This is a genomic window from Streptomyces mutomycini (assembly GCF_001700505.1).
GTDB classification, from domain to species: Bacteria; Actinomycetota; Actinomycetes; order Streptomycetales; family Streptomycetaceae; genus Streptomyces; species Streptomyces mutomycini.
The window spans coordinates 1-12,620 of record NZ_MAPV01000033.1 but is presented as its reverse complement, the minus strand read 5'-3'; the positions used below and the strand labels follow the sequence as shown (position 1 = coordinate 12,620).

Below are 12,620 nucleotides of genomic sequence, written 5' to 3'. Positions count from 1 at the left end.
CTCCCGCCGCGGTCAGAAGAAGGTGCGGATGTAGTCGGTGACCGTGCCGTCCGCCTCGACCAGCGGGATGAGCTGCCACTTGTCGAAGGAGGTGCAGGGGTGCGAGAGACCCATGCCGATCCAGTCGCCGACCTCCAGCTCCGCGCCCGCGTCCGTACGCACCCAGCCGTGCTGGTCGGACAGCCCGCTGACGGTGACACCGGTGGCCGGCCGCACCGAGCCGTCGCGTCCGGAGCGGACGACCTGCGCCTCGGGGAGGTCCAGGTCGTAGGCGGCGTCGCGCTTGCCCGCGTTGACGAAGGCCTGCTCGGGGGTGGGGCGGGAGACGACCTGCGCCCAGAGCCGGAAGGCGGGCTGCAGCGTGCCCTCCTCGGGGATCCGGTTGAAGGGGGTGAGGTGGCGGTAGTGGCCGTCGTCGTGGCTCACGTACGCCCCGGAGCGCAGCAGCCTGAGGACGGGCCGGCTCAGCGCGGGGACGTCGGCGAAGACGTCGGCGACCGCGTCGAACCACGCGCTGCCGCCCGCACTGACCAGGATCTCCTCGCCGTCGGTGAGGGCGCTGAAGCGGCCGGCCGCGTCGAAGCCGGCGGCCAGCGCGACGAGCCGGCGCAGCCACTCCCGTACCCGCTCGGGGGAGGCGTCCGGCACCTCGCCCTCGTAACCGGCGACGCCCACCAGGCGCAGGGTGGACGCGGCGGCCACCGCGTCGGCGACCGCCGCGCAGTCGGCCTCCGTGCGGGCGCCGGTGCGGGCGCCCTGGCCGGCTCCCAGCTCCACCACGACGTCGACCGGGCGCACGGCACCGGCCGCGCGCAGGGCCTCGTCCATCAGCTCGACGCCGCGCACGGAGTCGACGTAGCAGGCGAACGTGAACTCCGGGTCGGCGTCCAGCTCGCCGGCCAGCCAGCGCAGCGCCACCGCGTCGACGAGCTCGTTGGCCAGGAAGATCCGCCGGATTCCGTAGGCGCGGTAGACCCGGGCCTGGTGGGGGACGGCGGCGGTGATGCCCCACGCGCCGTACTCCAGCTGACGGGCGAACAGCTGCGGGGACATCGACGTCTTGCCGTGCGGCGCGAAGGCCAGGCCGTGCCGCTCCGCGTACGTCTCGAGCAGGGCGAGGTTGGCCTCGACCGACTCCGCCGACAGGGCCAGTACGGGGGTGGTGAAGCCGCCCGTGAAGAGGTTGCGGCGCTCGGCCGCGAGGGCGCCGACGGTCATCCCCTCCGCGTCGGGCGGCAGCGCCTTGAAGCGGTGGTCGACCACTTCACCGGCGAGTGCCGTCACGGATTCACCGGCGAGTGCCGGCACGGACTGTTCGGCGTGCTGCTGGGCGGCCAAGGGATCCTCCTCGGAAACGTCATCGTTGCATTCTCTGCAACGACCATTGCGCATATCGCTTAACGCTGTCTAACATCCTGGCCGATGCCGGGTCAATGGTGAGCACCGGCGCCCACGGCCGACCATGAGGAGCCCAGAGTGTCCGGATCCGCAGCCAGGACAGCCACCGCGGACGTCGTCTGCCTCGGCGAGTCCATGGTGACGTTCCTGCCCTCGCAGCCGGGCCGCCTCGCCGACGTCCCCTCCTTCGGCCGGGGCATCGGCGGCGCCGAGTCCAACGTCGCCTGCGCGCTCGCCGCCGCGGGCCACCGGGCGAAGTGGGTGGGCAGGGTCGGCGCCGACGGCTTCGGTGACCACCTCGTCGACACGATCACCGGCTACGGGGTCGACACCTCGGCCGTGCGCCGCGACCCGGACCGCCCCACCGGCATCTACTTCCGCACCGCGACGGACCGGGCCACCGACACGCACGAGGTGGCGTACTACCGGGCCGGTTCCGCGGCCTCCGCGATGTCCCCGGACAACGTCCCGTACGAGGATCTCCTCCCCGCCCGCGTCCTGCACCTCTCCGGAATCACCGCCGCGCTCTCCGCCGACTGCCTGGCACTCCTCCACGACCTCACCGCGCCGCGCGACGCCCGCCCGCTGATCTCCTTCGACGTCAACCACCGCCCCGGCCTCTGGCGGGACGGCGCGGCCGGCCCCGAGGTGCTCCTCGACCTCGCCCGCCGCTGCGACCTCGTCTTCGTCGGCGAGGACGAGGCGGAGGAGGCATGGGGCGTCCGCGGCGCGGAAGCGATCCGCGCGGCCCTTCCGGAGCCCGGCGTCCTGGTCGTGAAGCGGGGCGCACAGGGCGTCACCGTCTTCTCGCGGACGGGCGACAGCCCGGAGAGTGACACCGTCACCGGCGTCCCCTCCCTGCGCGTCGACGTCGTGGCCGCCGTCGGCGCGGGCGACGCCTTCGCCGCGGGATTCCTCTCCGCCACCCTGCGCGACCTGCCCGTACGCGACCGCGCCCGGCACGGCCACCTCATGGCCGCCGCCGTCCTCACCGTCCCCGGCGACCTCACCGGCCCCCCGCCCCGCGCGTACGCCGACCGGCTCGCCGCCCTGGAGGACGACGCCTGGGGCACACTTCGTCTCGGCCCCGGCTGGACACTCGCCGCCGGGGCGAACGAGGAGGTACGAGTCACATGAGCCAGACCGTCGACCGCGCGCTGAGCATCCTGCCGCTGCTCGCCCAGGGCCCCGCCGACCTCGGCCAGGTCGCCGAGCGGCTCGGCGTCCACAAGTCCACGGCGCTGCGCCTGCTCCGTACGCTCCACGAGCACGGCCTCGTCTACCGCCAGGAGGACCAGCGCTACCGCCTCGGCGCGCGGCTCTTCGCCCTCGCGCAGGAAGCCGTCGAGAACCTCGACGTGCGCGAGATCGCCCACAGCCACCTCGTCGCACTCAACGAGCAGTGCGGGCACACCGTCCACCTCGCGGTGTACGAGGAGAACGAGGTCCTCTATATCGACAAGGTCGAGAGCCGCTACCCCGTGCGCATGTACTCACGGATCGGCAAACCCGTCGCGATCACCGTCGCCGCGGTCGCCAAGCTGCTCCTCGCCGACCTCACCGAGCCCGAACGGCGCGCGATCGCCGAACGGCTCGACTACCCCATGTACACGTCCCGTTCGGTCCCGAACGCAGGCGCCTTCCTCAAGGAGCTCGCCGTCGTACGCGAACAGGGATGGGCCACCGACCTCGGCGGCCACGAGGAGTCCATCAACTGCGTCGGCGCCCCCATCCGGGGCGCGGACGGGCGGGTCGTCGCCGCCATGTCGGTGTCCGCACCGAACGTTGTCGTCACCGCCGAGGAACTCCTCACCCTGCTCCCGCTGGTGCGCCGCACCGCGGACACCATCAGCCGGGAGTACTCCGGCACCACCCCCACCAAGAAAGCCTGAACCACCATGACCGAGAAGACCGCCCTCACCCCCAGCACCCACACCACGCCTCCCGCGAAGTTCTCGCACGGCGTGAAGAAGGGGAACATCCTCCAGGTCGCCGGTCAGGTCGGCTTCCTGCCCGCCGTGGAGGGACAGGCCCCCACCCCGGCCGGCCCGACGCTGCGCGAGCAGACCCTGCAGACCTTCGCCAACGTCAAGGCGATCCTGGAGGAGGGCGGCGCGAGCTGGGACGACGTCATGATGATGCGCGTCTACCTCACGGACGTCGACCACTTCGCCGAGATGAACGCGATCTACAACGAGTACTTCGAGGAGCAGGGCCTCAAGGCTCCCGCCTCCGCCCGTACGACGGTGTACGTCGGCCTGCCCGAGGGGCTCCTCATCGAGATCGACGCCCTCGCCGTCCTCGGCTGACCATCTGATCCGCCGGCCCGGTCGTCCCGGATCCCCGTACAGCCGGCTTCCTGAACCGCTCGCCCCACGGCACGGCGCCCCGTCCCCCACCCGCACACGGGCGCCGTGCCGCGCTCCCCCCTGCCCCGAAGGACCCTGTCACCACCGGAGTTGACCGCTCATGCTGCTCGCCGCCGCCCCCGCGCCCGAAGTGCCACCCCACACCGGTGGACTGCTCCTCCTGATCGGAGGGACCCCCGGTCTGCTGACCGTCGCCGCCCTGGGGATCGCACTCCTGCTCTACCTGATCATCAAGGTCAGGCTGCAGCCGTTCGTCGCGCTGCTCGCCGTGTCCATAGCCGTCGGCCTGGGTGCCGGTCTCTCCGTCACCGAACTCTTCGGCACGGTCCAGAAGTCCGCCGCGGTCTCCGTCATCGAGTCCGGCATGGGCGGCATCCTCGGACACGTCGCGATCATCATCGGCCTCGGCACGATGCTCGGCGCCATCCTGGAGGTGTCCGGCGGCGCGGAGGTCCTGAGCGGCCGCCTGCTGAATCTCTTCGGCGAGAAGCGCGCCCCGCTCGCCATGGGCCTCACCGGCCTCATCTTCGGCATCCCGGTCTTCTTCGACGTCGGCATCTTCGTCCTCGCACCGATCGTGTACGCCGCCGCGAAGCGCTCCGGCAAGTCCGTCGTCCTGTACGCGATGCCGCTGCTGGCCGGTCTCTCCATGACCCACGCGTTCCTGCCGCCGCACCCCGGACCGGTCGCCGCGGCGGGCCTCTTCAACGTCTCCCTAGGCTGGGTCATCCTGATGGGCGCCCTCGTCGGCATCCCGTCCGTCCTCGCCGCCTGGGGCTACGCCGCCTGGATCGGCAAGCGCATCTTCGTCGACGTACCGCAGGACATGGTCGAGGCGGCCGAGGAGTCCAAGGCCGCCGTCGTCGTCGAACAGAGCGCGGCCGGTGTCACCCCGCCGGAGAAGCCCGTCCCGCTCGGCACCGTGCTCGCGATCATCGGCACCCCGCTGGTGCTCATCCTGGCCGCGACGTTCTCCTCCATCGCACTCGACCCGTCCACCCTGCGCTCGGTCGTCGAGTTCTTCGGCAACCCCTTCGTCGCGCTGACGATCGCCCTGTTCCTCGCCTACTACCTGCTGGGCATCAGGCGCGGCTGGTCCCGCAAGTCCCTCGAGTCCGTCTCGACGTCCTCGCTCAAGCCCGTCGGCAACATCCTGCTGGTCGTCGGCGCGGGCGGGATCTTCGGAGCCGTACTCAAGGGAAGCGGCATCGCCGACGCGCTCGCCGACACCTTCAACGACGTCGGCCTGCCGGTCATCCTGCTGGCCTGGCTGATCTCCGTCGTCCTGCGGGTCGCGCAGGGCTCGGCGACGGTCGCGATCGTCACCACCGCCGGCATCGTCGTCCCGCTCGTCGAGGGCCAGGACATGTCGCAGGCCCACCTCGCGCTGATCATCATGGCGATCTCGGCGGGCTCCATCTTCGCCTCGCACGTCAACGACGGCGGATTCTGGATGGTCTCGAAGTACTTCGGCATCTCCGAGCGGGACACCCTGAAGACCTGGACGGTCCTGGAAACGGTCCTCTCGGTCGCAGGCTTCGTGGTCGCGGCGGCGCTGAGCCTGGTGATCTAGGGCCGGTCGATCCGAACGAGAGGCCCTGGGAGCCGCTCCCCGGCGCGCACGCCCCGTGACGGCGAACGGGGCGTGCGCGCACCCTTGTGCGAATCCGTTCTTTACGCTTCGTTGATCGGCATGGCGGAGACAAGCGGAACTACAGAGTCAGGGCCCGGGGCAGGAACCGGGGCGGCAGCCGGGGAGACGGCCTCCGGGCCCCGGAAGTCCAGTTGGAAGTACATCGGACCCGGCATCGTCGTCGCGGCCACCGGAGTCGGAGCCGGGGACCTGGTCGCGACGCTCATCGCGGGAAGCAAATTCGGCTACACCCTGATGTGGGCAGCCGTCATCGGCTGCCTCGTCAAGATCGCCCTCGCGGAGGCGGTGGGCCGCTGGCACCTCGCCACGGGCCGTACCCTCTTCGACGGCTGGCGCACCCTCGGCGGCTGGACCACCGGCTACTTCGCGGTGTACGTGGTCGTCTGGGGCTTCGTGTACGGCGCCACGGCCATGTCCTCCAGCGCCCTGCCCATCGTGGCGCTCTTCCCCGACGGACCGGGTCTGAAGACCTGGGCGATCATCACCGGGCTGATCGGCCTGGTCTTCGTCTGGTTCAACCAGTACGCCGTCTTCGAGAAGGTCATGACGGTCCTGATCGGCGTGATGTTCGTCGTCGTGGTCTACGTCGCCATCCGGGTGGTACCGGACTTCGGCGCCTCCTTCGCGGGGCTGCTCCCCGTACTCCCCGACGGCTCGCTGGTCTACACCCTCGGGCTGATCGGCGGGGTCGGCGGCACCATCACCATGGCGGCGTACGGGTACTGGGTGAACGCCAAGGGCTGGTCCGACTCCGCCTGGATGAAGGTGATGCGGATCGACAACAGGGTCGCCTACATCACCACCGGCATCTTCGTCGTCGCGATGCTCATCGTCGGCGCCGAGCTGCTGCACTCCTCGCAGATCGCGCTCACACAGGGCGACCGTGGACTGATCGACCTCGGCAAGGTCCTGGAGGACCGCTTCGGCGCGGGCACCGCGAAGCTGTTCCTGGTCGGTTTCTTCGCGACGTCGTTCTCGTCGCTCATCGGTGTGTGGCACGGCGTGAGCCTGATGTTCGCCGACTTCGTGGAGCGGATCCGGGCCGGCCGCGGCGACGCGGGCGCGGCCGTCGACAAGGCGGGCGGCGGGACGGTCGGCCGGCAGGAGCGGTCCGTCCCCTTCCGCGCGTACCTTCTCTGGCTGACGTTCCCCCCGATGACGCTGCTGTGGCTGGACGAGCCCTTCGGGCTGGTCATCGGCTACGGGGTCCTGGGCGCGTTCTTCATGCCGTTCCTGGCCCTGACCCTGATCTGGCTGCTCAACTCGTCCCGTACGCCAAGGGAGTGGCGCAACGGCTGGCTCAGCAACGGGATGCTGGGCGCGGCGGGACTGCTGTTCGTCGTGCTGTGCGTCCAGCAGGTGCGCGACCTGCCCTGGTGACGGTGGCGTAGACGTCCGCGACGACGCGGCAGCGCCGCCGGGGGAGCGGCGGCGCTGCTGGTACGTTGCCCGGCGGACCGGCGGGTTACGGCAGACCGTGCACGTGCGGGCCGACCGCGTTGGACCAGGCGTTGCCCGCGGTCGCGTCCCAGTTGGTGGACCAGGTCATCGCGCCGCGCAGGTCCGGGTAGGTCCTGGAGGGCTTGAAGGAACCGCAGCCCGTGCCCTTGGCCAGGCAGTCCAGGGCCGCGTTCACGACGGACGGGGCGACGTAGCCGCTGCCCGCGCCGCGGGTCGAGGCGGGAACGCCGAGGCCGACCTGGGAGGGGGCGAGGCCGCCTTCCAGCTGGATGCAGGCGAGCGCGGTGAGGAAGTCCACCGAGCCCTGCGAGTAGACCTTGCCGTCGCAGCCCAGCATCGAACCGCTGTTGTAGTACTGCATGTTGACGACCGTCAGGATGTCCTTGATGTTGAGCGCCGTCTTGAAGTACTCACCGGACGTCGACTGCATGTCGATCGTCTGCGGCGCCATCGTGATGACGAGGCCGGAGCCTGCCTTCGACGACAGGGAGCGCAGGGCCTTCGTCATGTAGGTGGAGTTGAGGCCGTTCTCAAGGTCGATGTCGACGCCGTTGAAGCCGTACTCCTGGATGAGCGCGTACACCGAGTCGGCGAACGCGGTGGCGGAGGCGTCGCTGTTGACCGCGACGGTCCCCTTCTCGCCGCCGATGGAGATGATGACGTTCTTGCCGGCGGCCTGCTTGGCCTTGATGTCGGCCTTGAACTGCGCGACGGTGTAGCCGTTCAGCCCCGCCGAGTCCAGGTTGAAGGCGACGGCACCGGGCGTGGCCGTGGCGTCCGCGAAGGAGACGGCGATGATGTCGTAGTTCGCGGGGACGTCGCTGAGCTTCTGCACGGCGGCGCCGTTGTTGAAGTTCTGCCAGTAGCCGGTCACCGCGTGCTTGGGCACCGAGGTCACCGGACCGGGGCCCGGGTCGGTGGCCTTGGCCGTACGGCCGCTCACGGTGGCCGACCTGACGGACTCACCGGCCGCGTTGGTGGCGCTCACGGAGAACTGGTACGCCGTGTCGGCGGCCAGCCCGGTCACCGTCGCGGAGGTGCCGGTGGAGGTGGTCGCCTTCGTGCCGCCCCGGTAGACCGTGTAGCCGGTGGCGCCGGAGACCGCGTTCCAGGACAGGGCCACGGAGGAGGACGTCGTCGTGCCGACGGTCAGGCCTGCGGGGGCCCCGGGGATCGCCGGCTCGGGGTCGGTGCCACCGCCGCCGTCGGGGCCGGTCACCTGGACGTCGTCGGCGACGTAGGGGGCCTGGCCGTACCAGCCATGGGTGTAGACGGTCACGGAGGAGGTGGATGGGCCCGTGGTGAAGCTGGTCCGCAGCTGCGTCCAGCTGCTGGAGCCGGGCGTCCAGGTGGAGACGTCCGTCGTGCCCGTGCCGCTCGCTCCGAGGTAGGCGTAGCCGCCCTGCACCCAGGAGCTGAGCGTGTAGGTGGAGCCGGGCTTCACAGCCACGGTCTGCGTGCACTTGGCGTTGTCCTGCCCGGCCGGGGTGGCCTTGAGCGCGGATGTGCCGCCGTGCACGGGGGACGAGACCGTGGTGCCGCTGCCGCCGGAACAGGTCCAGTTGGCGAGCCCGGACTCGAATCCGGCGTTCCTGGCCACGTTGACGTCGGCCGCCTGTGCGGACCCGGCGAGCCCGGTGACGGCCAGTGCTCCGGCCGCGACGACGGCGACGGCCCCGCCGAGGAGCGGCCGGACCCGGCGTCTTCTGTGCCTGCTGCTGCCTGCGGAGCGTTCCACTTGCTGCCTCCGGTGGGGGAGTTGGGGGTGCTGGCGGGGAACGGTGGCCACCGTTGGGCGATAAACTGGTCCAGACCAATCAAGTTGTCAAGACCTCTGGCGATCCGGATGTGCGCGGCGAGGGTGACCGGGGTGCCGGGCGCTGTTGTCGCTCACCTTCGGGTGACCGCTCGCGGGCACCCGGGGAACACCCGTGCGGGTGACGCGGCCGGGGCGCCGGGACCGTGACGGAGTGGATATCGCGGAGAGCCTGGGAATACGGGTGGTGTCCGCTCCGACCTGCGCGGATGAATTCCCTGGGATTCCAAACCCGAGGGGACGGGGTAACTCTGCGCAGTGGTGCCGGAGTTAACGGCTCTGCTTTTCGTCCGATTTCGTACGGAGGCGCTGCGAACGCGAGTGCCGTACGACTTCGTGCTGGGTTCCGATAACTGTTCTCTGCCTGGTATGACGTGGTTAAAGTGCTGGGGAAGAAGCACGGAGCAGGAGCGATTGCGGCCGGAGTCACCCATGACGACGGCCGGTGCCGAACGGGGAAGAGCGTGCCGACCGCAATAGCAGTGACCAGTGCTGATCTGGTGCTACCGCCGACCGATCAGCAGACACCCACAGCGGCCCTCCTGCAGGCACCCGAAGCCCAGCCCCTCGACCTCGCGATCGGCGACATGAACCTGCTCCTGGAGCAGCACGGCCATGTGGTCGCCGTCTACCCCACGGGCATCAGTCCCGCCCACGAACGCAGGCTGTACGCCATCCGGTCCGTCCTGGAGAGCGACCGCATCGCCCTGCTCAAGGTGGACCTGCCGCCGCTGGGCGTGGCCGTACTGGTGCGCCAGCTGCGCCAGTTGTCCATCTGCGACTTCAGCCCGGGAGTGGTCGCCTCGGCCGCGCGGCTGCTCACCCACTACATCCACGCCGGAGCCCTGCTGAACTCGGTGGCCAGACTCGACCGGGTCCCCGTGAGCCTCAGGACGCACGCCAGGTCATGGGTGCCCGGCTCGATGTTCGCCGTACTCACCGGCCCGAGCCCCCAGCTGATCAGGATCGGCCCGGACGTCGAACCGCCGGCCGGACCTCCTTTCGCCACACAGCTGCTGGTCGCCAGGGGGCAGCTGGCCTCCGAGTGGGTCCAGCAGACCCTCGCCCCGGCCTGGGGGGTGCAGGCCGTCCAGGAATGCGCGCTGCCCTCCGCTTCGCCCCGCTGGTGGGGCACGGGGAAGGTGGTCGAATTCGCTTCCTTCCTCCCGGACATCTCCGTGGTCTACCAGCTCGTCTCCTCCGTGCGCCGGGAGAGGTGCCACTGGTGCGGAATGGAGCTCATCGGTGACCGCTGCGGGTTCTGTTCGTCCCCGCTGGCACCGGCCGAGAACCGCGCGCACCCCCCGCGCGCCCTGACCCGGGGCGCGCACGCTCCACCGAACTCCTAGGGCGCCCAGGGCTCTGGGCCGACACCGCGCACCGCTCACCGTCCCCTGCTCCCCGCATCCGAACCGAACGAGGTTGTCCGGCCCATGAACTCCCGCCAGCGCCGCGGCGTGATACTCCTGCTCCTGTCGGTCCTGTGCGCCTTCGGCGCCTTCGCCGGGGTGCTCTCGGTGATCAGCGACGTCAACTCGAAGGTCGGGCCCGAGGTCGACGCCTACCGGCTCAAGTCGAACGTGGCCCCCTACAAGGCGCTCACGGCCGATCAGTTCGAGAAGGTCTCCATGCCCGAACGCTGGCTGTCGGACAACGCCGTCACGGACATCGACGAGGTCGACGGCAAGATCGCCGTGACCCAGTTGCGCAAGGGCTCCCTGATGCAGTCCGACATGATGGTGCAGAGTCCGGAACTGCGCCCCGGCGAGCAGGAGATCGCCATCATGATCGACGCCGCGACGGGAGTGGCCGGCAAGATCCGGCCGAACGACAGGGTGAACATCTACGCCACCTTCGAGGGCGAGCGGGACGGCGAGGCGTCCCAGTCCAAGGTGATCGTCTCCAACGCCAAGGTGCTCGACGTCGGTGAGCTGACCCCACTGGAGCCCAGCAGGGACGACAGGAACCAGGCGTCCGAGGCCGTGCCGATCACCTTCGCGCTCAACACCATCGACACCCAGCGCGTGGCCTACGCCGAGTCCTTCGCCCAGCACGTACGGCTCGCACTGATCGCTCCCGGCAGCGACGGCACCATCCGTCCGGGCGACCGGACCTACACGCTCGACAAGGACAAGTGAGGATGGGATGACCACCAGAATCCTCCCGGCGGTCGGCGACGCCGACGCGGCAAGGTCCGTGACCACCCTGCTGAGCCAGCTCCCCGACGCGGAGCCGGCCGCGCCGGTCGGTGACTCGACGCAGCTCATCGACACCCTCGCCCGGCTGGCCGGCGAGGCCGTCGAGGAACTGCCCGAAGTCGTGCTGGTGCATGAGCTGATCGGTCCGGTGCCCGCCCTGGAACTGATCCGGGAGGTCTCCCTCCGCTTCCCCGCCGTAGGGGTCGTGCTGATCACCACCGACGCGAGTCCCGGACTCTTCGCGGCGTCCATGGACGCGGGAGCCCGGGGCCTGGTCACCCTCCCCCTGAGCTACGAGGAACTCGCCAACCGCGTGCAGGCCGCAGCGCAGTGGTCCACGGGCGTACGACGTCATCTCGGGTCCGGCGGTGATGTGTTCACCGGGCCCGGCGGTACGGTCGTCACGGTCACCGGGGCCAAGGGCGGGGTCGGGACGACCGTCACGGCCGTACAGCTGGCCCTGGCCGCACAGGCCTCGGGGCACACGGCCGCGCTCGTCGACCTGGATCTGCAGACCGGCGACATCGCCGCCTATCTCGACGTGCAGTTCCGGCGTTCCGTCGTCGACCTGGCCGCCATCACCGACATATCCCCGCGGGTCCTCTCCGACGCGGTCTTCTCGCACGACACGGGCCTGGCACTGCTGCTGGCACCCGGGGAGGGCGAACGCGGGGAAGAGGTCAGCGACCGCTCGGCCCGCCAGATCGTCAGCGCCCTGCGCTCGCGCTACGAGGTCGTCGTCATCGACTGCGGCAGCCAGATGAGCGGGGCCAACGCCGCGGCGATCGAGATGGCCGACACCGCTGTGCTGGTGACGACACCGGACGTCGTCGCGGTGCGGGGAGCCAAGCGCATCGTGCGGATGTGGGACCGGCTCCAGATCCGCAAGGCCGAGGAGACGGTCACCCTCGTCAACCGCTTCAACCGCAACACGGAGATCCAGCCCGGCCTGATCCAGCGGATCACCGGGACCCGGATGGCGGGCACGGCGGTACCGGCGAACTTCAAGGAGCTCCAGGGGGCGGTGGACTCCGGCCGGATGCACGAACTGGACGCACGCTCCAGCGTGAAACAGGCCCTCTGGGCCCTGGCGGGAGAGCTCGGACTCGTGAAGCCTTCGCCGGGAGCGGAGTCGCGCGGGGGCACACTGCGCGGCGACAGGGGCGCGGTCGGAGGCCGCAGGCGCAGGGGCGGCACGACCGGCGGGGGAGGCCGGCAGTGAAGGGGCACGGGGGAGAGCCGGGCCGGATACGGGCGCGGCTGCGCGACGAACGCGGCCAGCTGAGCGTCGAGTTCACGGGGATGGTGCCGATCATCCTGGTGACGCTGGTGCTGCTCTGGCAGGCCGTGCTGGTGGGCTACACGTTCACCCTGGCGAGCGGCGCGGCGGACGAAGGCGTACGCAAAGCGGTCGCCGCGGACGCCGGAGACCGGCAGAGCCGGTGCGAGGCGGCGGTGAACGAACGGCTCCCCGGGGCCTGGGAGGGGCCCGCGGAGATCGACTGCGGCGGAGGAGGCGACAGCGACATGGTCACGACCACCGTCACGCTGAAGGCCCCGGTCCTGTTCCCGGGCTTCGCCGACCTCCCCGTTCACGTCAGGGCGACGGCCGGCGCGGCCGCGGAAGGGAAGTGACGTGCGCATGGAACCCGTACGAGCCTTACGCGCGGCCGGACCGGGACAGGCGCCGGGCCGAGGGCAGGGGGAGGCACCGGGGCCTGTCC

At 70.6% G+C, this 12,620-nt stretch carries 11 protein-coding genes; 9 read left to right on the top strand and 2 right to left on the bottom strand.

Going from position 1 to position 12,620, the window contains the following annotated elements:
- Positions 1–12: 12 nt before the first annotated feature.
- Positions 13–1,338: an alanine racemase gene (locus BFF76_RS05130; protein ID WP_053930363.1), complete on the bottom strand. Its 1,326-nt coding sequence runs from the start codon at positions 1,336–1,338 to the stop codon at positions 13–15.
- A 138-nt stretch (positions 1,339–1,476) separates the two neighbouring features.
- Between BFF76_RS05130 and BFF76_RS05125 the strand changes: the two genes are divergently transcribed.
- The 5 genes from BFF76_RS05125 (at position 1,477) to BFF76_RS05105 (ending at position 6,801) form a co-directional block, all read left to right on the top strand.
- Positions 1,477–2,535: a sugar kinase gene (locus BFF76_RS05125; protein ID WP_065847407.1), complete on the top strand. Its 1,059-nt coding sequence runs from the start codon at positions 1,477–1,479 to the stop codon at positions 2,533–2,535.
- Positions 2,532–3,290, top strand: a complete 759-nt coding sequence (locus BFF76_RS05120) for an IclR family transcriptional regulator (protein WP_031092935.1) — start codon at positions 2,532–2,534, stop codon at positions 3,288–3,290. The genes BFF76_RS05125 and BFF76_RS05120 overlap by 4 nt, the downstream gene beginning before the upstream one ends.
- Before the next feature lie 6 nt (positions 3,291–3,296).
- Positions 3,297–3,707, top strand: a complete 411-nt coding sequence (locus BFF76_RS05115) for a RidA family protein (protein WP_031092937.1) — start codon at positions 3,297–3,299, stop codon at positions 3,705–3,707.
- A 160-nt stretch (positions 3,708–3,867) separates the two neighbouring features.
- Entirely contained in the window at positions 3,868–5,340 is a 1,473-nt protein-coding gene (locus BFF76_RS05110) for a GntP family permease (protein WP_065847406.1), read from the top strand.
- Between the two features lie 120 nt (positions 5,341–5,460).
- Positions 5,461–6,801: an Nramp family divalent metal transporter gene (locus BFF76_RS05105; protein ID WP_065847404.1), complete on the top strand. Its 1,341-nt coding sequence runs from the start codon at positions 5,461–5,463 to the stop codon at positions 6,799–6,801.
- An 85-nt stretch (positions 6,802–6,886) separates the two neighbouring features.
- On the opposite strand, the gene BFF76_RS05100 is transcribed toward BFF76_RS05105, so the two are convergent.
- Positions 6,887–8,620: a chitinase gene (locus BFF76_RS05100; RefSeq protein ID WP_065847402.1), complete on the bottom strand. Its 1,734-nt coding sequence runs from the start codon at positions 8,618–8,620 to the stop codon at positions 6,887–6,889.
- A gap of 560 nt (positions 8,621–9,180) precedes the next feature.
- On the opposite strand from BFF76_RS05100, the gene BFF76_RS05095 reads away from it, so the two are divergent.
- The 4 genes from BFF76_RS05095 to BFF76_RS05080 all read left to right on the top strand — a co-directional run bounded on the left by BFF76_RS05095 (position 9,181) and on the right by BFF76_RS05080 (position 12,531).
- Complete coding sequence (locus tag BFF76_RS05095; protein ID WP_208604816.1) at positions 9,181–10,047, top strand: hypothetical protein; 867 nt, start codon at positions 9,181–9,183, stop codon at positions 10,045–10,047.
- A gap of 84 nt (positions 10,048–10,131) precedes the next feature.
- Positions 10,132–10,836, top strand: a complete 705-nt coding sequence (cpaB, locus tag BFF76_RS05090) for a Flp pilus assembly protein CpaB (protein WP_031092945.1) — start codon at positions 10,132–10,134, stop codon at positions 10,834–10,836.
- Between the two features lie 7 nt (positions 10,837–10,843).
- Positions 10,844–12,118, top strand: a complete 1,275-nt coding sequence (locus BFF76_RS05085; protein ID WP_031092947.1) for a CpaE/TadZ family protein — start codon at positions 10,844–10,846, stop codon at positions 12,116–12,118.
- Positions 12,115–12,531, top strand: coding sequence for a TadE/TadG family type IV pilus assembly protein (locus BFF76_RS05080; protein ID WP_065847400.1), 417 nt, complete (start codon positions 12,115–12,117; stop codon positions 12,529–12,531). The genes BFF76_RS05085 and BFF76_RS05080 overlap by 4 nt, the downstream gene beginning before the upstream one ends.
- The last annotated feature ends 89 nt before the right edge of the window (positions 12,532–12,620 follow it).